Below are 26,985 nucleotides of genomic sequence, written 5' to 3'. Positions count from 1 at the left end.
CCTTAGTTGAGCAGCCCGTTAGCAGATGAGCCCGCACTGGCGGTTTGCCCGCCACTCTGCGGCGAGGATTGCAACGGATGTGCGAGGAAATAGTTACGCAGCCCACCGTAAATCGCTTCGGCAATTTGTTGCTGGTAGGCATCGCTTCCCAGTAGCCGCTCTTCGCTGCTGTTACTGATAAAGCCCGTTTCGACCAGCACCGACGGAATATCCGGTGAGCGCAGAACGCCAAGGCTGGCGTGTTCCGGGCGGCGTTTATGTAATGCACCGATACGCTGAAGCTGGCTGAGCATACTGGTGGCGACATCATAGCCTACGCGCTGCGAATGGCCGAACTGTAAATCCAGCACCGCCTGGCTCAAATAAGGGTCAGACTGGCTATTTGCCAGCACATCGCCCGCGCCGCCAAGCAGCTCGGATTGTTTCTCATGCTGCTCCAGCCAGCCCGCCATTTCACTGTTTGCACGGCGGTTAGACAGCACCCATACCGAAGCGCCGGTTGCATCGCGGTTAGGCGCGGCATCGGCATGGATCGAAACCAGAAAGTTTGCATTCTGTTTACGCGCCACGTCGGAGCGGCCCATCACCGAAATAAAGTAATCGCCATCGCGAGTCATCACCGGTTTGAACATGGGGTCACCATTCAGTAACGTCCGCAGCTTCCGCGCGATAGAGATAGTGACATTTTTCTCCTGCGTTCCCCCTGCGCCAATCGCGCCGGGGTCCTGACCGCCGTGCCCGGCATCGATGGCAATCACTACTTTATCGCCAGAAACCGCGCGCGACTGCATCGCAGGCCGCGTGATGGTATTACTGCTGGTGACGCTGGTGATGCGATCGTTTTCGCCTTTAAACGGGTTGCGTCCCGGTGCCGTTTGTTGCGGCATAACCGCCGGGGTTTCTGCGCGTTTCACTACCACTTTTGGCGGCGGTGGCGGCGGAGGAACATCAGCATCAATGGTAAAGACGACAGTGTAGCCCGCTCCGCTTTGCTGTTTCACCGCGCGGGTTTTGCCGTTCTGCGTCAGATCCACCACCAGCCGAATCGACTGGTTGTCCTGTGCGGTACCGGCACGAATGCTTCTCACCAGATTATTGCCACTGAACTGCAGCGGCAGCCCCTGAATCACGCCGGTCTGCTTGATGTCCAGCGCAACGCTGCGCTTGCCCTGCTGCGAAAACGAATAGTCAGGATCGCCCATAAAACTGAAGGTAATACGCGCCTGGCTATCGCCATTCGACACCTGAATATCCGCTAAACTCGCCGCACTCACCTGCGTACACAGCAGTAACAACGCGAGCGCCAACCAACTTTTCACGCGACAGATCATTCCGTCATCCTTCCGGTTAACCGGCCATACGTGCCAGTAACGAATCGCCAGATGAGGATACAGCGCTAATGCGCGCCTCACGCCCCTGCGCCTGGTAATCTAAATGGATTTCGACATCCGGGTCAGGCAGTACACCCGCACCTTGTTGCGGCCACTCGACCAGACAAATCGCATCGTTGGCAAAATAATCACGGATCCCCATAAATTCCAGCTCCTCCGGGTCCGCAAGGCGGTACAAATCGAAGTGATACACCATTAATTTATCGAGGGTGTAAGGTTCAACCAGTGTGTAAGTCGGGCTTTTGACATTGCCGTTATGGCCTAAAGCCTGCAGAAATCCCCGGCTAAAGGTGGTTTTACCTGCACCAAGATCGCCATATAAATAAATCACTGTCGCGCCGTCGCAGGCCTGCGCCACACGCTTGCCGAGATCCAGTGTTGATTGCTCGTCAGGTAAAGGAATAACTCGATTAATCATCTTCTATTTCAATTACATCCGGGTTAACAACACGCAACAGCGTGCTAAAAAGATCGGTTGCCAGCATGCCTCGCTGGCCGTACTGCACCGCCAGGCGATCCGCCGCCGCGCCGTGCGCGACACAGCCGGCGCAGGCCGCGTCATACAGGCTCAATTTTTGCCCCAGTAGCGAACCGATAATGCCCGACAGCACATCGCCCATTCCGCCACTTGCCATCCCGGCGTTACCGGCATCAATAATGCCCGTTTCGCCATCGTCGCTCGCGATAACCGTCCCCGCACCTTTCAGCACGACAACACCTGCGTAACGTTTTACCAGACGCCGCGCGGAAAGTAAGCGGTCGCTTTCAATTTCTGCCACGCTACAGTTAAGCAAGCGAGCGGCTTCGCCGGGGTGCGGCGTCAGAACGCGATTGTGACGTTTATCGGGATTGATTGCCAGAAGGTTCAGCGCATCCGCATCCCATAACATCGGTTTGCGAAAATTTTCCACTTTCTGGAGCGCCTTTTTACCCCACTCCAGTTGCCCAAGACCGGGGCCAATGACCACCACATCTGCCCATTCAAGGCTCTCATCCAGCGACTCGGCGGTGAGTTCGTGCACCATCAATTCCGGACGCGCGGTAATAATGGGCGCAATATTCTCGCTACGTGTCAGAATCCGCACCAGGCCAGCGCCTGTGCGCAACGCAGCTTCTCCCGCCATGCGCACCGCGCCAGCCGTTCCGTGATCGCCACCGATAATCACCAGCCGCCCGAAATCACCTTTATGCGAAGTGGGTCGCCGTGGCGTAAACCATTGGGTAAGCAGGGTGGCATCAAAACGGGAAAGAGATGTTTGCTGGCCTGAAAGCCAGGCGTCAAGCCCCAACGCATGGTGATGTAATTGACCAACCACATCGCGCGCTTTGCCCGTTAGCAAACCGGGTTTAAGGGCGATAAACGTCACCGTATGACGCGCCTGCATCACCGCACCAGTGGCCGCGCCGGTTTGCGCATTCAGGCCAGAGGGAATATCCAGCGCCAGCACGGGAGCCCGGTGCGCATTGGCATGATCAATCAGCGCCGCCACATCATCGCGCGGCGCACTGGTAAGGCCGGTGCCAAGCAGCCCATCAATTATGAGATCAACCTGTTCCGGCCACAGAACGTCAGCCGCATGGATCTCGCCACCCGCGTTGAGCCACGCCTCGCGCGCCTGCGCGGCCTCTTCCGGCAGCGGTTTGTTGCTTTCCAGCGCCAGCAGCGTCACGGAAAGCCCCGCCGCTGCGGCTAAACGCGCCACCACATAGCCGTCACCACCGTTATTACCGTGGCCGCAAAGCACAAGCCAGCAGCGCGCATCAGGAAAGTGTTCCCGCGCAATGTTGAACGCCGCTTCTCCCGCGCGCTGCATCAGTTCATAAAGCGTAATGCCAAGGCTATCCGCCGCCTCTTTTTCAGCGCGTCTGAGGTCCTCAGCAGGCCAGACAGAGTGTGGTATACTTGCTGCGATTTTCTTCATTGTATGGTCCGTCATGTCAGAACCCCTCGATCTCAATCACTTAGCGCAACAAATCAAACAGTGGGGCACTGAACTGGGTTTTCAGCAGGTCGGTATTACCGATACCGATCTCAGCGCCAGCGAACCTGCGTTACAGGCATGGCTGGATAAACAATATCACGGCGAGATGGAGTGGATGGCGCGTCACGGCATGATGCGCGCCCGTCCCCACGAGCTTCTCCCCGGCACGCTACGCGTAATCAGCGTGCGAATGAACTACCTTCCCGCACAAGCGGCCTTCGCCAGCACGTTGAAAAACCCGACGCTTGGCTATGTCAGCCGTTATGCGCTGGGCCGCGATTACCATAAGCTGCTGCGCAACCGGTTAAAAAAGCTCGGCGAGCTGATCCAGCAGCAATGTGCTTCGCTGAATTTTAGACCTTTTGTCGATTCTGCGCCCATTCTCGAGCGCCCGCTGGCGGAAAAAGCCGGGCTTGGCTGGACAGGTAAGCACTCACTTATCTTAAGCCGTGACGCTGGCTCGTTCTTTTTCCTTGGCGAGTTATTGATCGATTTACCGCTTCCCGTCGACCAACCGGTGGAAGAAGGCTGTGGCCGCTGTGTGGCCTGCATGACCATCTGCCCGACCGGCGCAATTGTCGAACCCTATACGGTCGATGCCCGGCGCTGCATTTCTTACCTCACCATTGAGCTGGAAGGGGCTATCCCAGAAGAATTTCGTCCGCTGATAGGTAACCGTATCTACGGCTGTGATGATTGTCAGTTGATCTGCCCGTGGAACCGTTTCTCTCAGTTAACCGAAGAAGAGGATTTCAGCCCGCGTAAAGCGCTGCACGCTCCAGAGTTGGTTGAACTGTTCGGCTGGACCGAGGCGTATTTTTTGAAAATCACTGAGGGTTCGGCCATACGCCGTATTGGTCATCTGCGCTGGCTGCGGAATATTGCCGTCGCGCTGGGGAATGCGCCGTGGGACGTTGCCAATATTCAGGCACTGGAACAACGTCTGGGTGAGCACCCACTTCTCGACGAACACATACAGTGGGCGATTGCGCAGCAAATTGAGAAGCGTAACGCCTGCGTGGTGGAAGTCCAGACGTCGAAAAAACAACGGCTGGTTCGGGTGGTTGAAAAAGGGTTACCACGCGATGCCTGAGCCATCCACAGCTTGTGAATAAAATTAAAAACACATTACGATTCAACGTTCACAAAATCGTCAAGCGATCGCGTTAACAGTTTGAAATGTTATTTTCTTATTTATTTTCAACGCATTAAAAGAAAATCGTTTGCTTATCGAAGTAATCGTTGTGTTGCGAATGAAAGGCTCGCCTGTGGATAAGTCTGTTCACAAACGTTTAGCGAAGACAATAAAAAACGTCCCCAACGAGGAAACCCGCTGTGGATAATTTATTGGATTTGAAAATTTGGAGCGGGAAACGAGACTCGAACTCGCGACCCCGACCTTGGCAAGGTCGTGCTCTACCAACTGAGCTATTCCCGCATACTTATCTGGTTTGGCTTGCTTGCCGTCACCAGTAAATCTGGATGGTGCGTGCCTTTCGGCATTTCAAATTTGGAGCGGGAAACGAGACTCGAACTCGCGACCCCGACCTTGGCAAGGTCGTGCTCTACCAACTGAGCTATTCCCGCATATTTATCTGGATTCAACGTCAATGCCGAAGCCAGTAAATCTGGATGGTGCATTTCAAATTTTGGAGCGGGAAACGAGACTCGAACTCGCGACCCCGACCTTGGCAAGGTCGTGCTCTACCAACTGAGCTATTCCCGCTTATCATCGATTTTTCAGTAAGTTGCTTACGCTTTTCACTAAAATTTCGTGATGCCGTGTTGCACATTTCTGTGTCTTCACGGGAGGCGCATTATACGAGAAATCCTTCCTGCTGCAAGCCCCCGAAAGCAAATTTTCGCTTTTTTTGTTCAAGTGCCGATTTAATCAACAAAACGCGCATTTTTCCAGCAAAGTCGCGCGGTTAGTGGCTTACAGAGCCGAAGCTAAAATTTCCGGCTCCGCGCCGCTTTTGTATTACAGCTTAATAAAATGCTCGCGATAGTAAGCAAGTTCCGCCACCGATTCGCGAATATCATCCAGCGCCTGATGCGTGTTCTGCTTTTTCAGCCCTTCAAGCACTTCCGGTTTCCAGCGGCGCGCCAGCTCTTTCAACGTGCTGACATCCAGGTAGCGATAGTGGAAATAGGCTTCGAGCTCCGGCATGTACTTAAACAGAAAGCGGCGATCCTGGCCAATACTGTTACCGCAAATCGGCGATTTCCCCGCAGGTACCCACTCTTTCAGGAACGCTATAGTCGCCAGTTCTGCCGCACGGTCATCCAGTTGGCTGGCCTTGACGCGATCCACCAGGCCGCTACCGGTGTGCGTACGTACGTTCCAGTCATCCATCAGCGCTAATTGCGCGTCGGATTGGTGAACGGCAATTACCGGACCTTCCGCCAGAATGTTGAGGTTTGCATCGGTCACCAGCGTCGCGATTTCAATAATGCGATCGCGCTCGGGATCTAATCCCGTCATTTCAAGATCGATCCAAATGAGGTTGTTTTCATTTGCGCTCATGCTATTTTCCACCCTTCTCGCGTAACTATATTCATCTAAAATTGCGTGTATCATAGTCGTTTTGCCCATCCGGGGCGACCAGGAGCCAGCACGATTGAGTAAAAATAAACTCTCCAAAGGGCAGCAGCGCCGCGTCAATGCGAACCATCAGCGCCGACTAAAAACGTCTGCGGAGAAAGCTGACTACGATGACAACCTGTTCGGCGATCCGTCCGAAGGGGTGGTGATCAGCCGCTTTGGCATGCACGCCGATGTGGAATCCGCCGATGGCGAAGTGCATCGCTGCAACATACGTCGCACTATCCGCTCGCTGGTGACCGGCGATCGCGTGGTGTGGCGTCCGGGTAAAGAGGCGGCAGAAGGCGTTAGCGTGAAAGGCATCGTAGAAGCGGTCCATGAACGCACCTCGGTGCTGACGCGCCCTGACTTTTACGATGGCGTCAAACCGATCGCGGCAAACATCGACCAGATCGTCGTGGTTTCCGCCATCTTGCCGGAGTTATCGCTCAATATCATCGACCGCTATCTGGTGGCGTGTGAAACCCTGCAGGTTGAGCCGTTAATTGTGCTGAACAAAATTGATCTGCTGGATGACGACAGCTTGCGCTTCGTTAACGAGCAGATGGATATCTATCGTGGGATTGGCTACAAGGTGCTGATGGTTTCAAGCCATACGCAAGACGGGCTGGCACCGCTTGTTGAAGCCTTGACCGACCGCATAAGCATTTTTGCGGGTCAGTCCGGGGTGGGGAAATCGAGCCTGCTCAATGCGTTGCTCGATTTTCAGGAAGATCAAATCCTCACCAACGACGTTTCCGACGTCTCTGGTCTTGGCCAGCACACCACGACTGCGGCGCGGCTGTATCATTTCCCACATGGCGGCGATGTGATTGATTCGCCGGGCGTTCGCGAGTTTGGTCTCTGGCATCTCGAACCGGAACAAATCACCAACGGCTTTGTCGAATTCCATGACTATCTTGGTCATTGCAAATACCGCGACTGCAAGCACGATACCGACCCAGGTTGCGCCATCCGCGAAGCGGTAGAGAAAGGCGAAATCGCCGAAAGTCGGTTTGAAAACTACCACCGCATTCTTGAGAGCATGTCGCAAGTAAAAACGCGTAAAAGCTTTTCTGAATCTGATGACTGACAACTACGCTTAGCGTCGCTAAAATCGTCCCCTTTTTAAAGGCTTCGGCGCTTACGCGCCGGGTCAGGAACGACAAAAACAATAGCCTGGAGGCTACCTTGTTAAACTCATTTAAACTTTCGCTTCAATATATTCTGCCTAAACTGTGGCTCACTCGCCTGGCGGGCTGGGGCGCGAGCAAACGTGCAGGCTGGCTGACCAAACTGGTTATCGATCTGTTCGTGAAATACTACAAGGTCGATATGAAAGAAGCGCAGAAGCCGGACACCGCCAGCTACCGCACTTTTAACGACTTTTTCGTCCGCCCACTGCGTGACGAAGTGCGCCCGCTCGATACTGACCCGAACGTGCTGGTGATGCCTGCGGACGGTGTGATTAGCCAACTTGGCGCTATCGATAACGACAAAATTCTGCAGGCCAAAGGGCACAACTACACCCTGGAAGCGCTGCTGGCGGGCAACTACCTGATGGCGGATCTGTTCCGTAACGGTAGCTTTGTCACCACCTATCTCTCGCCGCGCGACTATCACCGCGTGCACATGCCGTGCAACGGCATCCTGCGCGAGATGATTTACGTGCCGGGCGATCTTTTCTCCGTGAACCATTTGACGGCGCAGAACGTGCCGAACCTGTTTGCCCGTAACGAACGCGTGATCTGCCTGTTTGATACCGAGTTTGGTCCGATGGCGCAAATCCTTGTCGGTGCGACGATTGTCGGCAGCATCGAAACCGTATGGGCGGGCACCATCACTCCACCGCGCGAAGGCATCATCAAACGCTGGACCTGGCCTGCCGGTGAAAGCGAAGGCGCAGTTGCCCTGCTGAAAGGCCAGGAGATGGGCCGTTTCAAACTCGGTTCTACCGTAATTAACCTGTTTGCGCCGGGCAAAGTGAATTTAGTCGAGCAGTTACAGAGCCTGTCAGTGACCAAAATTGGCCAGCCGCTGGCGATTTCCGCCGAAACCTTCGCGCCTGTTGATGCACAACCGGCACCGCTTCCGGAAGCGGAAATCAAAGCAGAGCATGACGCCAGCCCGCTGGTAGACGACAAGCAAGACGAAAGCTAAGCCTTAACCATTCTGGAGACTGATGTGCGCCTGATTATCGTTTTTCTGATGGCCTGGTGCCTCAGCCTGGGGGCTATCGCCGCAACGGCCCCCGATGCCCGGCAAATCGCCCAGGAGCTGGAGCAAGCCAAAGCGGCGAAAAATACGCCGGATCAGGCCGAAACCGTCGAGGTGCTCCAGGCCGCGCTAAACGCGCTCGAAGAACGTAAAGGTTCACTCGAGCGCGCCAAACAATATCAAGAAGTCATTGATAACTTCCCCAAACTCTCCAGAACGTTGCGCGCGCAGCTCGATAACCTGCGTGATGAACCGAAACCCGTTCCGGCGGGCATGAGCAGCGACGCGCTGAATCAGGAGATCCTGCAAGTCAGCAGCCAGTTGCTGGAGAAAACCCGTTTAGCGCAGCAGGAGCAGGAGCGCGCGCGGGAAATTAGCGATTCGCTAAGTCAGCTACCGCAGCAGCAAACCGACGCACGCCGCCAGGTCACCGAAGTTGAACGCCGCCTCGGCGCGCAAAACAGCAATACCCCGCTGGCACAAGCACAAAACTTTGGCGCGCAGGCGGAATCCGCGAAGCTGAAAGCACTGGTTGACGAACTGGAGCTGGCACAGCTATCAGCAAATAACCGCCAGGAGCTGGCGCGCATGCGCTCCGAGCTGGCACAAAAACAGAGCCAGCAATTAGACGCGTATTTACAAGCGTTGCGTAATCAACTCAACAGTCAGCGCCAGCGCGAAGCGGAACAGGCGCTGGAAAGCACCGAATTACTGGCCGAAAACAGCGCCAACTTACCGGCGGGAATTGTCGAGCAGTTCCGCATTAACCGCGAGTTGTCACAGGCGCTGAACCAGCAGGCGCAGCGTATGGATCTGGTGGCCTCACAGCAGCGCCAGGCCACCGGGCAGACATTGCAGGTTCGTCAGGCGCTGAATACCCTGCGTGAACAATCGCAATGGCTTGGCGCGTCCAATATGCTCGGTGAAGCGCTACGCGCACAGGTCGCTCGTCTGCCAGAGATGCCAAAACCGCAGCAGCTTGATACCGAAATGGCGCAGTTGCGTGTGCATCGCATGCGCTATGAAGATCTGCTGAACAAGCAGCCGCAACTGCGACAAATCCGCCAGGCGGATGGTCAGGCGCTGACGGCTGAGCAAAACCGCATTCTGGAAGCACAACTGCGCACCCAGCGCGAACTGCTGAATTCGCTATTGCAGGGCGGCGATACGCTAATCCTTGAACTCACCAAGCTCAAAGTTTCCAATAGCCAGTTGGAAGACGCGCTAAAAGAAGTGAATGAAGCTACGCACCGCTATCTGTTCTGGACGGCGGATGTCAGCCCTATCTCCTTCGCCTGGCCGATTGAGATCGTACAGGATCTGCGTCGCTTGCTTTCGCTCGATACCATCAACCAGTTGGGCAAAGCCAGCGCCATGATGCTCACCAGCAAAGAGACGTTATTTCCGCTGTTTGGCGCGTTGCTGCTGGTGGGCTTTAGCATTTACTCCCGTCGTCACTTTACGCGCTTTCTGGAGCGTTCCAGCGCGCGCGTGGGCAAAGTGACGCAGGATCACTTCTGGCTCACCATGCGTACGGTGTTCTGGTCGATTCTGGTTGCATCGCCGCTGCCAGTATTGTGGAAAACGCTCGGCTACGGTTTGCAGGAAGCGTGGCCCTACCCGCTGGCAGTGGCGATTGGCGACGGCGTAACCGCCACCGTGCCGCTGCTGTGGGTGGTGATGATCTGCGCCACATTCGCCCGCCCGACCGGCTTATTTGTCGCCCACTTCGGCTGGCCGCGTAACCGTGTGGCAAGAGGGATGCGTTATTACCTGATGAGCATCGGTTTTATTGTGCCGCTGATCATGGCGCTGATCATGTTTGATAACCTTAACGATCGTGAGTTTTCGGCGTCGCTGGGGCGGCTCTGTTTTATTCTGATTTGCGGGGCGCTGGCGATTGTGACGCTAAGCCTGAAGCGTGCCGGGATCCCGTTGTATGTTGATAAAGCTGGCAGCAGTGAAAATATGCCCAACCACCTGCTGTGGAACCTGTTGCTCAGCGCGCCTCTGGCGGCGATTCTGGCTGCCTGCGTGGGTTATCTGGCTACGGCGCAGGCGCTGCTGGCGCGTCTGGAAACCTCGGTCGCCATCTGGTTCCTGTTGCTGGTGGTCTATCACATCATCCGCCGCTGGATGCTGATCCAGCGTCGCCGTCTGGCCTTTGAACGCGCCCGCCACCGCCGCGCGGAGATCCTCGCCCAACGCGCCCGTGGTGAAGAAGATGTTCCCCATCACACCAGTACCGAAGGCACTGCCGAGGTGGATGAGCCGGAAGTCGATCTTGATGCCATCAGCGTACAGTCATTGCGCCTGGTGCGTTCGATCCTGATGCTGATCGCCCTGCTGTCGGTGATTGTGCTGTGGTCCGAAATCCATTCCGCCTTTGGCTTTCTGGAAAATATCCCGCTATGGGATGTCACCTCAACGGTACAAGGCGTGGAAAGCCTGGAGCCCATCACCCTCGGCGCGGTGCTGATCGCCATCCTGGTGTTTATTATCACCACCCAACTGGTGCGCAACCTCCCCGCCTTGCTGGAGCTGGCGCTACTGCAACATCTGGATCTGGCACCGGGCACGGGTTATGCCATCACCACGATCACCAAATATCTGTTAATGCTGTTTGGCGGATTGGTAGGCTTCTCGATGATCGGTATTGAGTGGGCCAAATTACAGTGGCTGGTCGCGGCACTCGGCGTTGGGCTGGGTTTTGGCTTGCAGGAGATTTTCGCCAACTTTATCTCTGGCCTGATTATCCTGTTTGAAAAACCAATCCGCATTGGCGATACGGTGACGATCCGCGATCTGACCGGTAGCGTCACCAAGATCAATACGCGCGCGACGACTATCAGCGACTGGGATCGCAAAGAGATCATCGTGCCGAACAAGGCGTTTATCACCGAACAGTTTATTAACTGGTCGTTGTCGGATTCGGTCACGCGCGTGGTGCTGACGGTGCCGGCACCCGCCGATGCCAATAGCGAAGAGGTGACGCAAATTCTTTACACTGCGGCCGAACGCTGTTCGCTGGTGATTGATAACCCGGCGCCGGAAGTGTTCCTCGTCGATTTGCAGCAAGGTTTGCAACTGTTTGAGCTACGCATTTATGCGGCGGAAATGGGGCATCGCATGCCGCTGCGCCACGAAATCCACCAGCTGATTCTGGCGGGCTTCCGCGAACACGGTATCGATTTGCCGTTCCCGCCGTTCCAGATGCGTCTGGAGAGTCTCGACGGCAAACGCACGGCAAGAACGCTGACGTCCTCCGGCAAAAGCAGCCGCCCGGCGGGCAGTTTGTAAGCCAACAAAAAAGGCGCCTCAGGCGCCTTTTTACTGTTCATTCATCGGGTCATCAGGCCCGGTCGACGGTAAATGCAATCACATCCGCCAGGCTTTCAGCCTGCAGCGCCAGCATCACCAGACGGTCCACGCCCAGCGCAACACCGGAGCAATCCGGCAGACCGGCTTTGAGTGCTTCCAGCAGGTTTACATCCACCGGTTGCTGCGGCAAACCGCGCGCGGCACGTTTGCGATTATCCTGCTCGAAACGCTGCTGCTGTTCGCGGGCATCGGTCAGCTCATGGAAACCGTTCGCCAGCTCAATGCCTTTGAAATAAACCTCAAAACGTTCAGCAACGCGGTGATCTTCGGTACTGATCTGCGCCAGCGCCGCCTGGCTTGCCGGAAAGTGATACACAAAAGCCGGACGATCTTTACCGATCTGCGGTTCCACGCCCATGGAGAACAGCAGTTGCAGCAACGTGTCCCGATCTTCTTCTGTATCGGCGATATTACTCAGATCAAGTTTCGCCGCCGCTTCACGCAGCTGGGTTTTATCAGCGGAGAGTGGGTCGATTTCCAGATAACGCTGGAAAGCCTGCTGGTAAGAGAGCGACTCCGCCGCCGGGCACTCCAGCACCTGTTGCAGCAAATCATCCACTTCATTCATCAGACGATACATGTCGTAGTGCGGGCGATACCACTCGAGCATGGTGAATTCAGGGTTGTGATGACGGCCCATCTCTTCGTTACGAAAACTTCTGCACAGCTGGAATACCGGGCCACATCCCGCAGCCAGCAGGCGTTTCATGTGATATTCCGGGCTGGTCATCAGATAAAGATTGAGCCCCTGAGAGTGGCCTGGGCCAACAAAACGGGTTTCGAACGGGAACAGGTGAATATCTGTCACCGTCGCCTGGCTCATACAGGGCGTTTCCACCTCAAGCACGCCGCGATCGGCAAAGAAACGGCGAATTTCCGCCATAATTGCCGCGCGTTTCAACAGGTTGGGGATGGATGCGCTCGGCTGCCAGGTTGCCGTCTCGCTCATGGTACTTTCTCCGATTTCAGACAAGGGCACGAAGTCTACCCGCATCGATCCGCAGAGACAAATTTTGCGCAAAATAATTTCATTAATGTCGTCTATAACTAGATGGATAAACATTTAATGGTGATATCAATCAAGATCGATGACATATCACCGCATAGAACAGCAAAAAAATCGAACGCATCAAATTTCCCCCGAATCTCTACGGTTATACTGCCCTTACCCAAAAAGGAGCAGTGGAACATATCCGCAACTACCTTGAGCGCTTCAGGCTTATCGTTGCGGAACAACAATAATCTGGAGGAATGTCGTGCATACCTTTCAAGCCGATATCGCTGTGATTGGCGCAGGCGGAGCGGGATTACGCACCGCGATCGCTGCGGCGCAAGCCCACCCCAACGCCAAAATCGCACTGATTTCAAAAGTCTATCCCATGCGCAGCCACACCGTTGCTGCGGAAGGCGGCTCTGCCGCCGTCGCCCAGGATCATGACAGCTTCGAGTACCATTTCCACGATACCGTTGCTGGCGGTGACTGGCTCTGCGAACAGGATGTCGTTGACTATTTTGTGCATCATTGCCCGACAGAGATGACCCAGCTTGAACAGTGGGGCTGTCCGTGGAGCCGCCGTCCTGATGGAACGGTCAATGTGCGCCGCTTCGGCGGGATGAAAATCGAACGTACCTGGTTCGCCGCCGATAAAACCGGCTTCCACATGCTGCATACCCTGTTCCAGACATCCCTTCAGTTCCCACAAATCCAACGTTTCGACGAGCATTTCGTACTGGATATCCTGGTCGATGACAACCATGCCCGCGGGCTGGTGGCCATGAATATGATGGAAGGTACGCTGGTGCAGATCCGCGCCAATGCGGTGGTGATGGCAACGGGCGGCGCGGGTCGCGTTTACCGTTACAACACCAACGGCGGCATTGTCACCGGCGACGGTATGGGCATGGCGCTGGCACACGGCGTGCCGCTGCGCGACATGGAGTTTGTGCAGTACCACCCGACCGGCCTGCCCGGCTCCGGCATTCTGATGACTGAAGGTTGCCGCGGTGAAGGTGGGATCCTCGTCAACAAGAACGGCTACCGCTATTTGCAGGATTACGGCATGGGCCCGGAAACCCCGCTCGGCGAGCCGAAAAACAAATATATGGAGCTTGGCCCGCGCGACAAAGTGTCGCAGGCGTTCTGGCACGAGTGGCGCAAAGGCAACACCATCTCCACACCGCGTGGCGATGTGGTACACCTCGATTTACGCCATCTCGGCGCGAAGAAAATCAACGAACGTTTGCCGTTTATCTGCGAGCTGGCGAAAGCCTATGTTGGCGTCGATCCGGTCAAAGAGCCGATTCCGGTACGTCCAACCGCGCACTACACCATGGGCGGTATCGAAACCGATCAAAACTGCGAATCCCGAATCAAGGGTCTGTTTGCCGTGGGTGAGTGCTCGTCTGTCGGCCTGCATGGCGCAAACCGTCTTGGCTCGAACTCGCTGGCGGAGCTGGTGGTGTTTGGTCGCCTTGCCGGTGAACGCGCTATGGAACGCGCCGCAACCGCAACCGAGGCCAATGACAGTGCGCTGAACGCACAAGCCGCCGACGTGGAAAAACGCCTGAAAGCGCTGGTGAACCAGGACGGCACTGAAAGCTGGGCGAAAATCCGCGATGAAATGGGTGAATCCATGGAAGAAGGTTGCGGCATCTACCGTACGCCGGAACTGATGCAGAAAACCGTGGATAAGCTGGCGGAGTTGCAGGAACGCTTTAAACGCGTGCGCATCACCGACACGTCCAGCGTCTTTAATACCGATGTCCTTTACACCATTGAACTTGGCCACGGCCTGAATGTCGCCGAATGTATGGCGCACTCCGCGCTGGCACGTAAAGAGTCTCGCGGTGCGCATCAGCGTCTGGATGAAGGCTGTACCGAGCGCGATGACGTTAACTTCCTCAAGCACACGCTGGCTTTCCGTGATGCCGATGGCGCAACCCGTCTGGAGTACAGCGACGTGAAGATCACCACGCTGCCGCCAGCAAAACGCGTCTACGGTGCTGAAGCTGAAGCGACCGAGAAGAAGGAGACGAACAATGGCTGAGATGAAGAATCTGAAAATCGAGATTGTCCGTTACAACCCGGAAGTAGACAACGCGCCGCACAGCGCTTTTTACGATGTGCCCTACGATGAAGCCACTTCGCTGCTCGATGCGCTGAACTATATCAAAGATAACCTCGCGCCGGACCTGAGCTATCGCTGGTCGTGCCGTATGGCGATTTGCGGCTCCTGCGGCATGATGGTTAACAAAGTGCCGAAACTCGCCTGCAAAACCTTTCTGCGCGATTACGAGAAAGGGCTGAAAGTCGAAGCGCTGGCTAACTTCCCGATCGAGCGCGATTTGGTGGTCGATATGACCCACTTTATCGAAAGCCTTGAAGCGATTAAGCCCTACATTATTGGTAACGCGCGCACGCCGGATCAGGGGCCTAACAAGCAAACCCCGGCGCAGATGGCGAAGTATCACCAGTTCTCCGGCTGTATCAACTGTGGTTTGTGTTATGCCGCTTGCCCGCAATTCGGTCTGAATCCGGAATTTATCGGCCCGGCAGCGATCACGCTGGCGCATCGCTATAACCTCGATAGCCGCGACAACGGTAAGAAAGAGCGCATGGGGCAACTCAACAGCCAGAACGGCGTGTGGAGCTGTACGTTTGTCGGTTACTGCTCGGAAGTCTGTCCGAAGCATGTCGATCCGGCCGCCGCTATTCAGCAGGGCAAGGTAGAAAGCTCGAAAGACTTTCTTATCGCCACCCTGAAACCACGCTAAGGAGTGCATTATGACGACTAAACGCAAAGCCTGGGTTCGTCCCATGCCATCAACCTGGTGGAAAACCCTGCCGTTTTATCGCTTCTATATGCTGCGTGAAGGAACGGCGGTCGCGGCGGTCTGGTTCAGCCTCGAACTGATCTTCGGTCTTTTTTCGCTGAAACATGGGCCGGAAAGCTGGGCAGGGTTTGTACATTTTCTTCAAAACCCGATTGTGCTGATCCTCAACCTGATCGCGCTGGCGGCGGCACTGCTGCACACCAAAACCTGGTTTGATCTGGCACCGAAAGCCCAGCTCATTATTGTTAAGGGCGAAAAAATGGGTCCAGAGCCGGTTATTAAAGGGCTTTGGGTGGTAACGGCAGTGGTCACCGTGGTGATCCTGTTTGTCGCACTGTTCTGGTAAGGAGGCCAACGTGATTAACCCGAATCCAAAACGTTCTGACGAACCCGTTTTCTGGGGATTATTTGGCGCTGGCGGTATGTGGGGCGCGATTGTCACACCGGTTATCGTGCTGTTGATTGGCGTGCTGTTGCCGCTGGGGTTCTACCCCGGCGACGCGCTCGGTTACGATCGCGTGCTGGCGTTTGCGCAAAGCTTTATTGGCCGCGTCTTTATCTTTTTGATGATTGTATTGCCGGTGTGGTGCGGTCTGCATCGTATCCACCACATGATGCATGATTTAAAAATCCATGTTCCCAGCGGTAAATGGGTGTTTTATGGTCTTGCGGCCATCCTCACCGTCGTTACCCTGATCGGTGTTTTATTTCTTTGATAGCAGTCGCTCTCCTGCGTAAGCAGGAGAGCAAATTTCCCGCCAGCGTCTATACCCTAAAGAAAAGATCTGGAAGGAAAATCTCATGCGCCTGATGCTTCTCATCATGACTGTTATCGCTGCGCTGTTCATCTCCGGCTGTAGTTCTCCCACTCCTCCTGACGGCGTGACCGTCGTGCAAGATTTCAATACGCAACGCTATCTGGGTAAATGGTACGAAATTGCCCGCTTTGACCACGCATTTGAACGCGGGCTGGAAAGGGTCACCGCCACGTATAGCCTGCGCGACGATGGCGGTTTGACGGTAGTGAATCGCGGTTACAACACGGAACGCGCCATGTGGCAGCAAGCCACCGGCACCGCGTATTTTACCGGTGACCCACGCACCGCTGCGCTGAAAGTCTCCTTTTTCGGCCCCTTCTATGGCGGCTATAACATCCTTGCACTGGACAAAGATTACCGCTACGCGCTGGTTTGCGGGCCGGACCGCGACTATCTCTGGATATTGTCCCGCACGCCCACCCTGCCGGCAGACGTAAAACAGCAGATGCTGGACATCGCGGCCCGACAGGGGTTTGCCGTGGACAAACTGCTATGGATTAACCAGCCCCATTAATGGGCGCTCAGTTTCAATCCGATAATCCCGGCGACAATCAGACAGAGGCTGAGGATCCGCGCCACGCTTGCCGATTCGCCGAGCAGCACAATGCCGGCGACGGCGGCGCCGACTGCACCAATACCGGTCCAGATGGCGTATGCCGTTCCCACCGGCAATGTTTTCATTGCCCATGACAGCAGCACGACGCTTGCGACCATCGCCGTCACGGTAATCAGGCTTGGCATTAACCGGGTAAAACCGTGGGTATATTTCAGGCCGATAGCCCAAACCACTTCAAGAAGACCGGCAATAAGAAGAATTAACCAGGACATTTTTGGCTCCAGTGTGGGGCCGTCCCCATTGTGAATGAGCGCAAACGGGTCGTCCCGTTTGGCGTGTTAGAGAGGGAAATTTTGACGTTTTAGGCTCGTTATTTCAATATTTTTGTTCTTGCTCAATTTTAGGCGTTTTAAAGCGAGAAATAGCCACTGTTCGCAGCGGAATTCCGGCATTTATTCACCATATCTACCCCCTATGATAAATCCGCTCTCCTGAATTCAGGACGTTGTGCGACATTCTCTGACTGCGAAGAAAAATATGTTCAAGATTCTCGTGATTGACCGCTGTTACTTCACCCGCACAGGGATGGAATCCTGGCTCAATCAACCCGATTTGTTCCCCGCCTCCTTCCTGGTAACCGCGTTGCATAACTTGATGCTCGCCAAAGAACATATTGTGCAGTGGCAACCTGACCTGGTGATTGCCGACCTTCACGGATTCAAGAATGAAATACATCATATTCAACAGCTTGCGTCGTTTTTCTCTGTTTGTAGCGACCCCACGCAGGTGATGTTGTTAGAGTCTGGTGAAGATGCGCAACTGTCAGAATTTTGCGCGCAGTTTGCTATTCAGGCGACGCTGTTGAAAACAGAACCGCTGGAAAAACTGGCGAAAATTATCGACGCAATGGTGCTGGCGCGCCCGATCCGTGCGATACCGAAAATCGCCACTCCGCTGCTGACAAAGCAGGAAGAGAAAGTGCTGACGCTGTGGATGGAAGGGAATAATAACCAGGCGATTGCCAGTAATCTCAGCATTAACGGTAAGACCGTTTACACCTACAAGCGCAATATCAGAATGAAGCTGGGGATGGGAAACCGTTTTACACCGTTCTTATCACTGCCGGAAAACTCAAACTAACGGTACGGCAAGCGCCGTACCGACAGTGATTACTGTTGCGCTTTTGACGCCGCGCCAGAAATCGCGTTACCGCCATCGGAGATATCCTCTCCCACACCACGCGTGGTGTTACAGGCCGTCAGGACTGAGGAAAGAACCAGAACAGAAAAGATCGCAGCAATTGTCTTCTTAACCATAATATCTTCCTTTTGTAGCCAATATTGTTTGTGTATAGCCACTTAAGCATAGACAAAATCCGGGAAGGTTAGCGGAACGGAAGCATTTTTAGGAAGAGAGGAAGTTTTAGTTCGCTGCACGGGAAATGACATGGCCCAGACTTTGGATGTCTTCGCCAACGCCACGGGCGGTATTGCAACCGGAAAGCAGTGCGCAACTGATAAGAAGTAGAGAGAAGAATTTCGTCAGACGTTTCATATCATCCCTGCCTGCAAAGTTCGACGGCGTAGCACGGCGCTACGCCGACGTCGTGAGGATTATTTCACGCGAGATACGTATTCGCCAGAGCGAGTATCTACTTTAATCACTTCACCAATCTGCACGAACAGCGGAACTTTAACCACTGCGCCAGTGCTCAGGGTAGCCGGTTTGCCGCCGGTACCTGCGGTGTCACCTTTCAGACCTGGATCGGTTTCAATAACTTCCAGCTCAACGAAGTTCGGCGGGGTAACGGCGATCGGTTGGCCGTTCCACAGCGTTACAATGCACTCAGCCTGATCCAGCAGCCATTTTTCGCTGTCGCCAATCGCTTTTGCGTCAGCGGAAAGCTGTTCGAAGGTTTCGTTGTTCATGAAGTGCCAGAACTCACCGTCGTTGTACAGGTAAGTCAGGTTCATATCGACAACGTCCGCGCCTTCTGCGGAATCAGTAGATTTGAAAGTTTTTTCTACACGCGTACCGGTCAGCAGACGACGCAGTTTAACGCGTGCGAAAGCCTGGCCTTTGCCTGGTTTAACGAATTCGCTGGCTTCAACCGCATAAGGTTCGCCGTCCATCATGATTTTAAGACCGGCACGAAAATCGTTGCTATAGTAAGTCGCCATAAGGCCCTCTGAAATTGTTAACTGGTAGCTAAGCCACAAAATGGCGCATATTGTAACCCTAAAAACCCCATCCAGAGAAGATTGGTTAATACAACTTGCCGATGTAATCACCGATCCGGATGAACTGTTACGTCTTCTAAAGATAGACACTGATGAAAATTTAATCGCTGGCGGGGCGGCAAAGCGCTTGTTCCCGCTACGCGTTCCCCGCGCATTCGCAGCGCGCATGCAGCCGGGAAATCCGCATGATCCTCTTCTGCGTCAGGTACTTACTTCACAGGAAGAGTTTATTGCCGCGCCAGGTTTCAGCACCGATCCGCTGGACGAACAGAGCAGTGTGGTACCCGGTTTATTGCACAAATATCGCAACCGAGCGCTGCTGCTGGTTAAAGGCGGCTGCGCGGTAAATTGTCGTTATTGCTTCCGTCGCCACTTTCCTTATGCCGATAACCAGGGCAACAAACGCAACTGGCAAGGCGCGCTGGACTATATCGCGGTGCACCCGGAACTGGATGAGATCATTTTTTCCGGCGGCGATCCGCTAATGGCAAAAGATCATGAGCTGGACTGGCTGCTTGCCCAACTGGAAGCAATCCCGCATATCAAACGCCTGCGCATTCACAGCCGTCTGCCGATTGTGATTCCGGCGCGGATCACCGATACGCTAAGCGCGCGTTTTGCCCGCTCATCGCTGCAAATTTTGCTGGTGAACCACATCAACCACGCCCAGGAAATCGGTGATGATTTTCGCCATGCCATGGCGCAACTGCGTCAGGCCAATGTCACGCTGCTGAACCAGAGCGTGTTGCTGCGCGGCGTGAATGATAATGCGCAAACGCTGGCGGATTTAAGTAATGCGTTATTCGATGCGGGTGTAATGCCTTATTACCTGCATGTGCTGGATAAAGTGCAGGGTGCGGCGCACTTTATGGTCAGTGATGACGAGGCGCGCACGATTATGCGCGAACTGCTGACGCTGGTATCGGGTTATATGGTGCCGAAACTGGCGCGTGAGATTGGTGGGGAACCCAGTAAAACGCCGCTGGATTTGCAGCTTCGTCAGAGTTAAAAAAAAACGGCTACGCGATGAGAGCAAACGTAGCCGCGAAACAGACGAGCCTACAGCGGCTCGTCGCTAAAACTTAAAAGGTTTCCCATCCATCATCTCCGCCACCCACCACTGCCGGGCGCGGCTGTCTGACTGGCAACACGGAAGACCTCACGACAGCCGGTTGTTGACCAGGCAAACGGAAGACATCAACCAGCTGTTGCAGTTTGGTGGCTTGATCTTCGAGGCTACCGGCCGCCGCAGACGATTCCTGAACTAGCGCGGCGTTCTGCTGAGTGGTGGTATCCATCTCGGACATCGCCTGGGCAATCTGCGAAATGCCGCGGTTTTGTTCGTCGGACGCAGCGGCAATTTCCTGCATCAAATCTTTCACCTGCAGCACCGAGTTGACGATACCGCTCATGGTTTCACCCGCCAGGTCAACCTGCCGTGAACCCTCTTCAACAAACGTGACCGATTCGCTGATCAACGCTTCAATCTCTTTTGCCGCCTGAGCACTACGCTGAGCTAATGAGCGCACCTCACCGGCCACCACGGCGAAACCTCGCCCTTGATCCCCGGCTCTTGCGGCTTCAACGGCCGCATTGAGCGCCAGAATGTTAGTCTGAAAAGCGATGCCGTTGATAACCGACGTAATTTCCGAAATACGTTTGGAACTATCCATAATATCTTTCATGCGGCTGACCGCAGCTCCGACGACGCTCCCGCCCTGAGAAGCGGTATCAGAGGCGGTAAGGGCTAGCTGGCTGGCCTGATGCGCGTTCTCTGCGTTCTGTTTTACCGTGGAGCTTAGCTCTTCCATACTGGCGGCGGTTTCAACCACAGCGGCGGATTGCTGCTCAGTACGGGCAGAGAGTTCGTTGTTGCCCAGCGCTATCTCATTCGCGGCAGTGTTCACCGAACCGGAAGCGGCACGCACCATGGCCAGCGATTCAGCCACTCGCTCAACAAGATTATTAAAGGCACTTACTGCCTGGCCGATTTCGTCCAGACGTCCGGTCGGTAACGCATGGCTGAGATCCAGTTTTTCGCTAATTGTGACCATGCCGTCTTTCATGCCGTTCAGGCGACGTTTGATATTCAGCACGGTGAACAATCCGAACAAACCCAGAATGAGGGTTGCGGCAATCGTCGCCGTTAAGGAGAGAATCATTGCCCGGGAAATTAAATTGTCGCTGTCCTGAACAGCCTTGGTCACTAATGATGAGTTGTACGCCACTTGCTCAGCAAAATCATTAATTAACAGCGCAATATTATCGGCGACAAACCCACCTTTCTGCATTGACTTAATAATGGCAACGCGGTCATTACTTTCTGAGACTTTAAAATACTGATCCATTACAGAACGGAATTTTTCTAAATCACTTAATGTTTTATTAGATAAATCCTGATCATGTTGGTCAGAAACAAGATCTTTAAGGTAACCCTGGTGCATGGCGTAGAGTTCGTCATACAATTTTGTTGCATTCTGTTTTATTTCGGCCATCCCGGCGGGATCGTCCGTCAGACCATGTAAAAAGAGCTGCCCGCGAACTTTTAAGATCTGCAGTGTCTCTTTATTCATTGCATCCAGGCTGGGTAAGGTGTTTTCCTGAAAGTAATTTTGTGACTCACCAATTTTAGACAGTGAAATTATAGCGATAACATTAGTGCCGATGAGGCTTAAGATCAATAATGAGAAAGCAAGTAACAATCTCTTTGTAATATTCATTCGTAACTCCCGACACCATCATGCATAAAATATATTGTTAGATTATACAGTCCCTCGTTTTTTGTCCTGAGGTAGGTATCGGCAAGTCGTAATATTACTTTAGTCGCCAACGCATTTCTTAGAGAAAAATTTATCCAAAGCTGTGAATATAATCACACTAGATAAATCTTAAGAAAACTTAATATTCAGGAAGATAGCAAGGTTAATTAGCAGAGGAATTATATTCACGCTTATTCATACTTAAATAATTAGAAGCAACCTGTTAAAAATAAAAGAGAGGTTATTTTAAATAGTTGCGCCCCGCCATTACTGGCGGGGCGCTATTAAATATCTCAGTTCGGGCATTTATACACTTGCGCATTCATTTCGCTGGCGGTCGGCACGAAGCTGGATAAGAAGCCTTGCGTCGGGCTTGAGACGCTGTACAACACGTTACCGCCCATGGCTGCAGCCTGGTTACGCAATGCATTCGCTGCGCCGCGCAGCGAGCCGCCTTCCTCACCATGCTGACCTGAGAGCCAGTTGCTCTGCGAACCCGTGGCGGTACCGAGGTACTGGCAGGTTGCCGCCGGTTTCTCCTCGACAAAGCGAACGTTCTGCCCGCCGGCGGTCAATTCATTATTGCTGCTACACCCTGCCAGCAACAGCGAGGCGCCAATAATCCCTGCTAAATGTTTTACGTACATGTTATTCCCCATAATCAATGAGCTGGACGCATGTCGCCCGTGTGTAAACCTTATACTAAAAAGATGACCAAAAGAAAAATGCCGCCATCTCAGGCCGCACAAATTGGGGAAAATAATGAAAAAAGATACGGTGCGAAGTATAAAAATCCGACGTCATAGAAAGCGGCAGTGATTACGCTGCGAAAAGGCGTACCAACGTCTTAAAAAGATGCCGCCGCCAGTCGCGTTTAACGCCAAAACAATAAGACAGAGCCACGACCTGATAATGAGCGCCCCCGCAGAACATGGTGTTCAGTTAACAAAAAAAGAGCGGGCCGAAGCCCGCTCTTTTTCGTTGAACTCGCGCCAGGTCGCCCTGAACGCGCGTCCGGCAGCGATTACATCATGCCGCCCATACCGCCCATGCCGCCCATACCACCAGCAGCACCTAAGTCCGGCGCATCGCCTTTCGGCAGGTCAGTTACCATGCACTCGGTGGTGATCATCAGGCCAGCTACAGAGGCCGCGTACTGCAGAGCAGAACGGGTCACTTTAGTCGGATCCAGGATACCCATGTCGATCATGTTGCCGTACTCTTCGGTAGCCGCGTTGTAACCGTAGTTACCGTCGCCTGCTTTCACAGAGTTAGCCACAACAGACGGCTCTTCACCGCAGTTCAGCACGATCTGACGCAGCGGAGCTTCCATTGCGCGCAGCGCAACTTTGATACCCACGTTCTGGTCTTCGTTCTGGCCTTTCAGCTCGGCAAGTTTGCTTGCTACGCGGATCAGCGCAACGCCGCCGCCAGCCACAACGCCTTCTTCAACGGCAGCACGGGTCGCGTGCAGCGCATCTTCAACGCGGGCTTTTTTCTCTTTCATTTCAACTTCAGTTGCTGCGCCAACTTTGATAACGGCAACGCCGCCAGCCAGTTTCGCTACGCGCTCCTGCAGTTTTTCACGGTCGTAATCGGAAGTGGCTTCTTCGATCTGCTGACGAATCTGAGTCACACGACCCTGAATTGCCGCTTCTTCGCCCACGCCATCGATGATGGTAGTGGTGTCTTTGTTGATCACAACACGTTTAGCCTGGCCCAGATCTTCCAGGGTCGCTTTTTCCAGTTCCATACCGATTTCTTCAGAAATCACGGTACCCCCGGTCAGGGTAGCGATGTCCTGCAGCATGGCTTTACGACGGTCGCCGAAGCCAGGTGCTTTAACCGCAGCCACTTTCACGATGCCGCGCATGGTGTTCACCACCAGCGTTGCCAGCGCTTCGCCTTCAACGTCTTCAGCGATGATCAGCAGCGGTTTGCCTGCTTTCGCAACGGCTTCCAGAACCGGCAGCATTTCGCGGATGTTGGAAACTTTTTTATCAGCCAGCAGGATGAACGGGCTTTCCAGTTCTACTGCACCAGTTTCCGGCTTGTTGATGAAATAAGGAGAGAGGTAGCCGCGGTCAAACTGCATACCTTCAACCACGTCCAGTTCGTCCTGCAGACCGGTACCGTCTTCAACGGTGATCACGCCTTCTTTACCGACTTTATCCATCGCTTCAGCGATCAGTTTACCTACGGTTTCGTCGGAGTTAGCGGAGATAGTACCAACCTGCGCAATCGCTTTAGAGTCAGAACACGGTACAGACAGGGCTTTCAGCTCTTCGACCGCAGCAGAGACAGCTTTGTCGATACCACGTTTCAGATCCATCGGGTTCATGCCCGCAGCAACAGCTTTCAGGCCTTCAGTGATGATGGACTGCGCCAGTACGGTTGCAGTGGTGGTACCGTCGCCCGCAGCGTCGTTCGCTTTGGAAGCCACTTCTTTCACCATCTGCGCGCCCATGTTTTCGAACTTATCTTCCAGTTCGATTTCACGTGCTACGGAAACACCATCTTTGGTGATGGTCGGTGCACCGAAAGATTTATCCAGAACCACATTACGGCCTTTCGGACCGAGGGTAACTTTCACTGCATCTGCCAGAACATTCACGCCGCGCAGCATTTTTACACGAGCGTCATTACCGAATTTTACGTCTTTAGCTGCCATTTTCTTTATTCCTTAAATTCGTTCAGGTTCGTTCGCGCGCGCTGTTACGCTTCCACAATTGCCAGAATGTCGCTTTCGGACATGATCAACACTTCTTCGTTGTCGATCTTCTCAGCTTTCACACCGTAACCATCGTTGAAAATCACGATATCACCCACTTTCACGTCCAGCGGTTGCACAGTACCGTTTTCCAGGATGCGGCCCTTACCGACAGCGATGATTTCGCCACGAGTTGATTTGCCTGCCGCAGAACCGGTCAGAACGATACCGCCAGCAGATTTAGACTCAACTTCTTTACGTTTGACGATCACACGATCATGTAACGGACGAATACTCATTGATAGCTCTCCTTTGAGAAAGTCTTTATCAGTTATGGATGACGCCGGGCCACAAACGGTTATCCGGCTGGTGACCTGAGAGATGGGGTTGGCTTTTTCCCCCTTCAAGGGGGAACAGCAAAAAAAATTTGCGAAAATTTATCCGTAGATAAACCACCATTGCTGGCAGGGGCTGCGGCAGCCATCAGCAAAACTGATTGTGATAACATCGACGCTCCTGACGATAAGCAGACAAAAGACAATGAGCGGATTAAAACAAGAGCTGGGGTTGGCTCAGGGCATTGGGTTACTTTCCACCTCTTTACTGGGCACCGGCGTGTTCGCCGTTCCGGCGCTGGCCGCACTGGCGGCGGGTAACAGCAGCCTGTGGGCATGGCCATTACTGATCGTGCTCGTCTTCCCGGTCGCCATTGTTTTTGCCGCGCTGGGCCGCCACTTTCCCAGCGCGGGCGGCGTAGCGTATTTCGTCGGTATGGCCTTCGGCCCGCGTCTTGAACGCGTAACGGGCTGGTTGTTTCTCTCTGTTATCCCGGTTGGATTGCCCGCCGCGCTGCACATTGCTGCGGGTTTCTGGCAAGGCATGTTTGGCTGGCAGGGGCCGCAATTGTTGATGACTGAGTTGGGTACGCTGGCGCTGATTTGGCTGCTGGGTACTCGAGGCGCGGGTTCCAGCGCGAACCTGCAATCGATTATCGCCGGGCTGATTGTGGCGTTAATTGTGGCGATCTGGTGGCGCGGCGGCATAAGTTTCAGCGACATCCCTTTTCCGCCAATCTCAGAAGTGCACGTTTCGGCGATGTCGGCTTCGCTGGCGGTGATGTTCTGGTGTTTCGTCGGGCTTGAAGCCTTCGCCCATCTGGCCTCTGAATTCAAAAACCCCGAGCGGGATTTCCCGCGCGCGCTGATGATTGGCCTGCTGCTGGCGGGCTCGGTTTACTGGGCCTGTACCGTTGTGGTACTGCACTTCGATGTCTGGCGAACTCAGGGCGCTGCGGCGTCGCTGCCGGTGATTGTCGTTGAGCTGTTTGGTAAACACGCGCTGTGGATTGCCTGCATTATTGGTTATCTGGCCTGTTTCGCCAGCCTGAATATCTATATCCAGAGTTTTGCCCGGCTGGTATGGTCGCAGGCGGCATACAAGCCGGATAGCGCACTGGCGAAGCTCTCCAGACGCCAGTTGCCCTTAAATGCGCTGAACGCGGTAATTATCTGCTGCATGTTCTGCACCCTCGCGATTTACGCCTTCAGCGTGAATCTTGATACGCTGATCATCTACGCGAACGGCATTTTCATCATGATTTATCTACTGTGCATGCTGGCGGGCTGTCGCTTGTTGAAAGGACGCTTTAAGGCGCTGGCGGTACTCGGCAGCGCGCTATGTTTGCTGCTGTTGGTGATCCCCGGCTGGAAGAGTCTTTACGCGGTGTTCATGCTGTTCGCATTGTGGTTGCTGCTGCCAAAGCGCCGCACAACCTCCATTCATTCCACTCAGTCATAAAAAGAAGCCCGGCATTGCCGGGCGTCAAAAATTAGCGATCGTCTTTGTTATCGAGACGATCGCGCGGATTGTCTTTGCGCTGATATTCGCCCTCAAATGTCTGCCCGTCAGCACCGCCCGCGCCAAACCCGCCGCCCGGCATCCGCGAAAAACGTAAATGCGGCATCAGTTTCAGCGTCAGGTGTTTTTGCACCGGCGGCAACAGCAACAGCAGGCCAAGGAAGTCGGTAAAGAATCCCGGCAGTACCAGCAACAAGCCAGCGATAATCAGCGAAACGCTTTTGATCATCTCCGCCGCCGGGCTTTCGCCCGCCGCCATCTTCTGCTGCATCAGCAAAAAGTTCTTAAATCCCTGGTTGCGCACCAGCGACATGCCAATCACCGAAGTGAAGATCACCAGAATCAGTGTCATCAGCACGCCAAAAACATGCGCGACCTGAATAAAGATCGAGATCTCGATGTAAACGTATAAAAAGACTGCAATAAACGGTATCCAGCGCACTGGCTTCTCCTGTCAATGAACAGCCGCGTCAGAGCGTCTGTCGAAATGGGTTTGCAAATCGCATCCTGATCAAATGGTGGCAAATGCGGAAAATTCAATTTCGCGGCGGTTGTAAATTTTTGTCTGTTACGAAGCGGTGACTTATTTCACATATTATTAATTATGATGCATTGACGGGGATAATAAGTGATCCCGATTACGGCATTTCCTTTCC

At 54.0% G+C, this 26,985-nt stretch carries 26 protein-coding genes and 3 tRNA genes; 12 read left to right on the top strand and 17 right to left on the bottom strand.

The window, feature by feature from the left end; all coding sequences use genetic code 11:
- Window positions 1–2: 2 nt before the first annotated feature.
- From amiB to nnr, 3 genes are read right to left on the bottom strand one after another with little or no spacing between them, the layout of a single operon-like run.
- Entirely contained in the window at window positions 3–1,331 is a 1,329-nt protein-coding gene (gene amiB, locus H650_RS16380) for an N-acetylmuramoyl-L-alanine amidase AmiB (protein WP_020456227.1), read from the bottom strand.
- A 16-nt stretch (window positions 1,332–1,347) separates the two neighbouring features.
- A complete protein-coding gene (tsaE, locus tag H650_RS16375; protein WP_017459175.1) occupies window positions 1,348–1,809 on the bottom strand; it encodes a tRNA (adenosine(37)-N6)-threonylcarbamoyltransferase complex ATPase subunit type 1 TsaE in 462 nt (153 codons plus the stop codon).
- Window positions 1,802–3,328, bottom strand: a complete 1,527-nt coding sequence (nnr, locus tag H650_RS16370; protein ID WP_020456226.1) for a bifunctional ADP-dependent NAD(P)H-hydrate dehydratase/NAD(P)H-hydrate epimerase — start codon at window positions 3,326–3,328, stop codon at window positions 1,802–1,804. Before nnr ends, tsaE begins: the two co-directional genes overlap by 8 nt.
- Here nnr and queG point away from each other — a divergent pair.
- The gene (gene queG / locus H650_RS16365) at window positions 3,327–4,466 is read left to right on the top strand and encodes a tRNA epoxyqueuosine(34) reductase QueG (RefSeq protein ID WP_020456225.1); all 1,140 of its coding nucleotides are present in this window, start codon (window positions 3,327–3,329) and stop codon (window positions 4,464–4,466) included. The genes nnr and queG overlap by 2 nt on opposite strands.
- A gap of 269 nt (window positions 4,467–4,735) precedes the next feature.
- Here the strand turns inward: queG and H650_RS16360 are convergent.
- The 4 genes from H650_RS16360 to orn form a co-directional block, all read right to left on the bottom strand.
- A tRNA-Gly gene (locus H650_RS16360) sits at window positions 4,736–4,811 on the bottom strand.
- Between the two features lie 73 nt (window positions 4,812–4,884).
- Window positions 4,885–4,960, bottom strand: a tRNA-Gly gene (locus H650_RS16355).
- A gap of 63 nt (window positions 4,961–5,023) precedes the next feature.
- Window positions 5,024–5,099 (bottom strand) — tRNA-Gly (locus tag H650_RS16350).
- Window positions 5,100–5,354: 255 nt separating this feature from the next.
- Window positions 5,355–5,900, bottom strand: a complete 546-nt coding sequence (gene orn, locus H650_RS16345; RefSeq protein WP_020456224.1) for an oligoribonuclease — start codon at window positions 5,898–5,900, stop codon at window positions 5,355–5,357.
- A gap of 94 nt (window positions 5,901–5,994) precedes the next feature.
- On the opposite strand from orn, the gene rsgA reads away from it, so the two are divergent.
- From rsgA to mscM, 3 genes are all read left to right on the top strand, one after another.
- Complete coding sequence (gene rsgA / locus H650_RS16340) at window positions 5,995–7,050, top strand: small ribosomal subunit biogenesis GTPase RsgA (RefSeq protein WP_020456223.1); 1,056 nt, start codon at window positions 5,995–5,997, stop codon at window positions 7,048–7,050.
- A gap of 98 nt (window positions 7,051–7,148) precedes the next feature.
- Window positions 7,149–8,117, top strand: a complete 969-nt coding sequence (gene asd, locus H650_RS16335) for an archaetidylserine decarboxylase (protein ID WP_020456222.1) — start codon at window positions 7,149–7,151, stop codon at window positions 8,115–8,117.
- A 24-nt stretch (window positions 8,118–8,141) separates the two neighbouring features.
- The gene (mscM, locus tag H650_RS16330; protein ID WP_020456221.1) at window positions 8,142–11,474 is read left to right on the top strand and encodes a miniconductance mechanosensitive channel MscM; all 3,333 of its coding nucleotides are present in this window, start codon (window positions 8,142–8,144) and stop codon (window positions 11,472–11,474) included.
- Window positions 11,475–11,526: 52 nt separating this feature from the next.
- Here mscM and epmA read toward each other — a convergent pair whose 3' ends face one another.
- Complete coding sequence (gene epmA / locus H650_RS16325) at window positions 11,527–12,504, bottom strand: elongation factor P--(R)-beta-lysine ligase (RefSeq protein ID WP_020456220.1); 978 nt, start codon at window positions 12,502–12,504, stop codon at window positions 11,527–11,529.
- Window positions 12,505–12,811: 307 nt separating this feature from the next.
- Between epmA and frdA the strand changes: the two genes are divergently transcribed.
- The 5 genes from frdA to blc all read left to right on the top strand — a co-directional run bounded on the left by frdA (window position 12,812) and on the right by blc (window position 16,721).
- On the top strand, window positions 12,812–14,602 hold the full coding sequence (gene frdA / locus H650_RS16320; RefSeq protein ID WP_020456219.1) for a fumarate reductase (quinol) flavoprotein subunit: 1,791 nt from the start codon (window positions 12,812–12,814) through the stop codon (window positions 14,600–14,602).
- Window positions 14,595–15,329, top strand: coding sequence for a succinate dehydrogenase/fumarate reductase iron-sulfur subunit (locus H650_RS16315; protein WP_020456218.1), 735 nt, complete (start codon window positions 14,595–14,597; stop codon window positions 15,327–15,329). Before frdA ends, H650_RS16315 begins: the two co-directional genes overlap by 8 nt.
- A gap of 10 nt (window positions 15,330–15,339) precedes the next feature.
- The gene (frdC, locus tag H650_RS16310) at window positions 15,340–15,735 is read left to right on the top strand and encodes a fumarate reductase subunit FrdC (RefSeq protein ID WP_020456217.1); all 396 of its coding nucleotides are present in this window, start codon (window positions 15,340–15,342) and stop codon (window positions 15,733–15,735) included.
- 10 nt (window positions 15,736–15,745) lie between these two features.
- A complete protein-coding gene (frdD, locus tag H650_RS16305) occupies window positions 15,746–16,105 on the top strand; it encodes a fumarate reductase subunit FrdD (protein WP_017459187.1) in 360 nt (119 codons plus the stop codon).
- An 85-nt stretch (window positions 16,106–16,190) separates the two neighbouring features.
- Window positions 16,191–16,721, top strand: a complete 531-nt coding sequence (gene blc / locus H650_RS16300) for an outer membrane lipoprotein Blc (protein WP_020456216.1) — start codon at window positions 16,191–16,193, stop codon at window positions 16,719–16,721.
- Here blc and sugE read toward each other — a convergent pair.
- Complete coding sequence (gene sugE / locus H650_RS16295; RefSeq protein ID WP_020456215.1) at window positions 16,718–17,035, bottom strand: quaternary ammonium compound efflux SMR transporter SugE; 318 nt, start codon at window positions 17,033–17,035, stop codon at window positions 16,718–16,720. The genes blc and sugE overlap by 4 nt on opposite strands.
- Window positions 17,036–17,300: 265 nt before the next feature.
- Between sugE and H650_RS16290 the strand changes: the two genes are divergently transcribed.
- A complete protein-coding gene (locus H650_RS16290) occupies window positions 17,301–17,903 on the top strand; it encodes a helix-turn-helix transcriptional regulator (RefSeq protein WP_020456214.1) in 603 nt (200 codons plus the stop codon).
- A 29-nt stretch (window positions 17,904–17,932) separates the two neighbouring features.
- Here H650_RS16290 and ecnB read toward each other — a convergent pair whose 3' ends face one another.
- The 3 genes from ecnB to efp form a co-directional block, all read right to left on the bottom strand.
- Window positions 17,933–18,079, bottom strand: coding sequence for a lipoprotein toxin entericidin B (ecnB, locus tag H650_RS16285; RefSeq protein ID WP_020456213.1), 147 nt, complete (start codon window positions 18,077–18,079; stop codon window positions 17,933–17,935).
- A 106-nt stretch (window positions 18,080–18,185) separates the two neighbouring features.
- The gene (locus tag H650_RS24770; RefSeq protein WP_071925253.1) at window positions 18,186–18,317 is read right to left on the bottom strand and encodes an entericidin A/B family lipoprotein; all 132 of its coding nucleotides are present in this window, start codon (window positions 18,315–18,317) and stop codon (window positions 18,186–18,188) included.
- Window positions 18,318–18,376: 59 nt separating this feature from the next.
- On the bottom strand, window positions 18,377–18,943 hold the full coding sequence (efp, locus tag H650_RS16280) for an elongation factor P (protein WP_017459193.1): 567 nt from the start codon (window positions 18,941–18,943) through the stop codon (window positions 18,377–18,379).
- Window positions 18,944–18,983: 40 nt separating this feature from the next.
- On the opposite strand from efp, the gene epmB reads away from it, so the two are divergent.
- On the top strand, window positions 18,984–20,012 hold the full coding sequence (epmB, locus tag H650_RS16275; protein WP_020456212.1) for an EF-P beta-lysylation protein EpmB: 1,029 nt from the start codon (window positions 18,984–18,986) through the stop codon (window positions 20,010–20,012).
- A 73-nt stretch (window positions 20,013–20,085) separates the two neighbouring features.
- Here the strand turns inward: epmB and H650_RS16270 are convergent, their stop codons facing one another.
- From H650_RS16270 to H650_RS16255, 4 genes are all read right to left on the bottom strand, one after another.
- Window positions 20,086–21,723, bottom strand: coding sequence for a methyl-accepting chemotaxis protein (locus H650_RS16270; protein ID WP_020456211.1), 1,638 nt, complete (start codon window positions 21,721–21,723; stop codon window positions 20,086–20,088).
- Between the two features lie 332 nt (window positions 21,724–22,055).
- A complete protein-coding gene (locus H650_RS16265; RefSeq protein ID WP_020456210.1) occupies window positions 22,056–22,409 on the bottom strand; it encodes a DUF4156 domain-containing protein in 354 nt (117 codons plus the stop codon).
- A gap of 377 nt (window positions 22,410–22,786) precedes the next feature.
- Entirely contained in the window at window positions 22,787–24,433 is a 1,647-nt protein-coding gene (gene groL / locus H650_RS16260; RefSeq protein WP_020456209.1) for a chaperonin GroEL, read from the bottom strand.
- Between the two features lie 44 nt (window positions 24,434–24,477).
- Window positions 24,478–24,771 carry a co-chaperone GroES gene (locus H650_RS16255; RefSeq protein ID WP_007372708.1) on the bottom strand — a complete coding sequence of 98 codons (294 nt, stop codon included), beginning with the start codon at window positions 24,769–24,771 and terminating at the stop codon, window positions 24,478–24,480.
- Window positions 24,772–25,012: 241 nt separating this feature from the next.
- Here H650_RS16255 and yjeH point away from each other — a divergent pair, with 241 nt between their 5' ends.
- Window positions 25,013–26,269: an L-methionine/branched-chain amino acid transporter gene (gene yjeH, locus H650_RS16250; protein WP_020456208.1), complete on the top strand. Its 1,257-nt coding sequence runs from the start codon at window positions 25,013–25,015 to the stop codon at window positions 26,267–26,269.
- A gap of 31 nt (window positions 26,270–26,300) precedes the next feature.
- On the opposite strand, the gene H650_RS16245 is transcribed toward yjeH, so the two are convergent.
- Window positions 26,301–26,771, bottom strand: a complete 471-nt coding sequence (locus tag H650_RS16245) for an FxsA family protein (RefSeq protein WP_020456207.1) — start codon at window positions 26,769–26,771, stop codon at window positions 26,301–26,303.
- Between the last annotated feature and the right edge of the window lie 214 nt (window positions 26,772–26,985).

Source organism: Enterobacter sp. R4-368, assembly GCF_000410515.1.
GTDB lineage: Bacteria > Pseudomonadota > Gammaproteobacteria > Enterobacterales > Enterobacteriaceae > Kosakonia.
Note: the sequence above shows the minus strand (reverse complement) of the source record. Positions and strands in the feature narration are given on the sequence as shown.

Bases quoted from the DNA above. Each gene is read 5' to 3' on its own strand.
- amiB (WP_020456227.1), bottom strand. From the start codon at position 1,331: ATGATCTGTCGCGTGAAAAGTTGGTTGGCGCTCGCGTTGTTACTGCTG.
- tsaE (WP_017459175.1), bottom strand. From the start codon at position 1,809: ATGATTAATCGAGTTATTCCTTTACCTGACGAGCAATCAACACTGGAT.
- queG (WP_020456225.1), top strand. From the start codon at position 3,327: ATGTCAGAACCCCTCGATCTCAATCACTTAGCGCAACAAATCAAACAG.
- nnr (WP_020456226.1), bottom strand. From the start codon at position 3,328: ATGACGGACCATACAATGAAGAAAATCGCAGCAAGTATACCACACTCT.
- orn (WP_020456224.1), bottom strand. From the start codon at position 5,900: ATGAGCGCAAATGAAAACAACCTCATTTGGATCGATCTTGAAATGACG.
- epmA (WP_020456220.1), bottom strand. From the start codon at position 12,504: ATGAGCGAGACGGCAACCTGGCAGCCGAGCGCATCCATCCCCAACCTG.
- H650_RS16315 (WP_020456218.1), top strand. From the start codon at position 14,595: ATGGCTGAGATGAAGAATCTGAAAATCGAGATTGTCCGTTACAACCCG.
- frdC (WP_020456217.1), top strand. From the start codon at position 15,340: ATGACGACTAAACGCAAAGCCTGGGTTCGTCCCATGCCATCAACCTGG.
- blc (WP_020456216.1), top strand. From the start codon at position 16,191: ATGCGCCTGATGCTTCTCATCATGACTGTTATCGCTGCGCTGTTCATC.
- sugE (WP_020456215.1), bottom strand. From the start codon at position 17,035: ATGTCCTGGTTAATTCTTCTTATTGCCGGTCTTCTTGAAGTGGTTTGG.
- H650_RS16290 (WP_020456214.1), top strand. From the start codon at position 17,301: ATGTTCAAGATTCTCGTGATTGACCGCTGTTACTTCACCCGCACAGGG.
- ecnB (WP_020456213.1), bottom strand. From the start codon at position 18,079: ATGGTTAAGAAGACAATTGCTGCGATCTTTTCTGTTCTGGTTCTTTCC.
- H650_RS24770 (WP_071925253.1), bottom strand. From the start codon at position 18,317: ATGAAACGTCTGACGAAATTCTTCTCTCTACTTCTTATCAGTTGCGCA.
- efp (WP_017459193.1), bottom strand. From the start codon at position 18,943: ATGGCGACTTACTATAGCAACGATTTTCGTGCCGGTCTTAAAATCATG.
- epmB (WP_020456212.1), top strand. From the start codon at position 18,984: ATGGCGCATATTGTAACCCTAAAAACCCCATCCAGAGAAGATTGGTTA.
- H650_RS16270 (WP_020456211.1), bottom strand. From the start codon at position 21,723: ATGAATATTACAAAGAGATTGTTACTTGCTTTCTCATTATTGATCTTA.
- H650_RS16265 (WP_020456210.1), bottom strand. From the start codon at position 22,409: ATGTACGTAAAACATTTAGCAGGGATTATTGGCGCCTCGCTGTTGCTG.
- groL (WP_020456209.1), bottom strand. From the start codon at position 24,433: ATGGCAGCTAAAGACGTAAAATTCGGTAATGACGCTCGTGTAAAAATG.
- H650_RS16255 (WP_007372708.1), bottom strand. From the start codon at position 24,771: ATGAGTATTCGTCCGTTACATGATCGTGTGATCGTCAAACGTAAAGAA.
- yjeH (WP_020456208.1), top strand. From the start codon at position 25,013: ATGAGCGGATTAAAACAAGAGCTGGGGTTGGCTCAGGGCATTGGGTTA.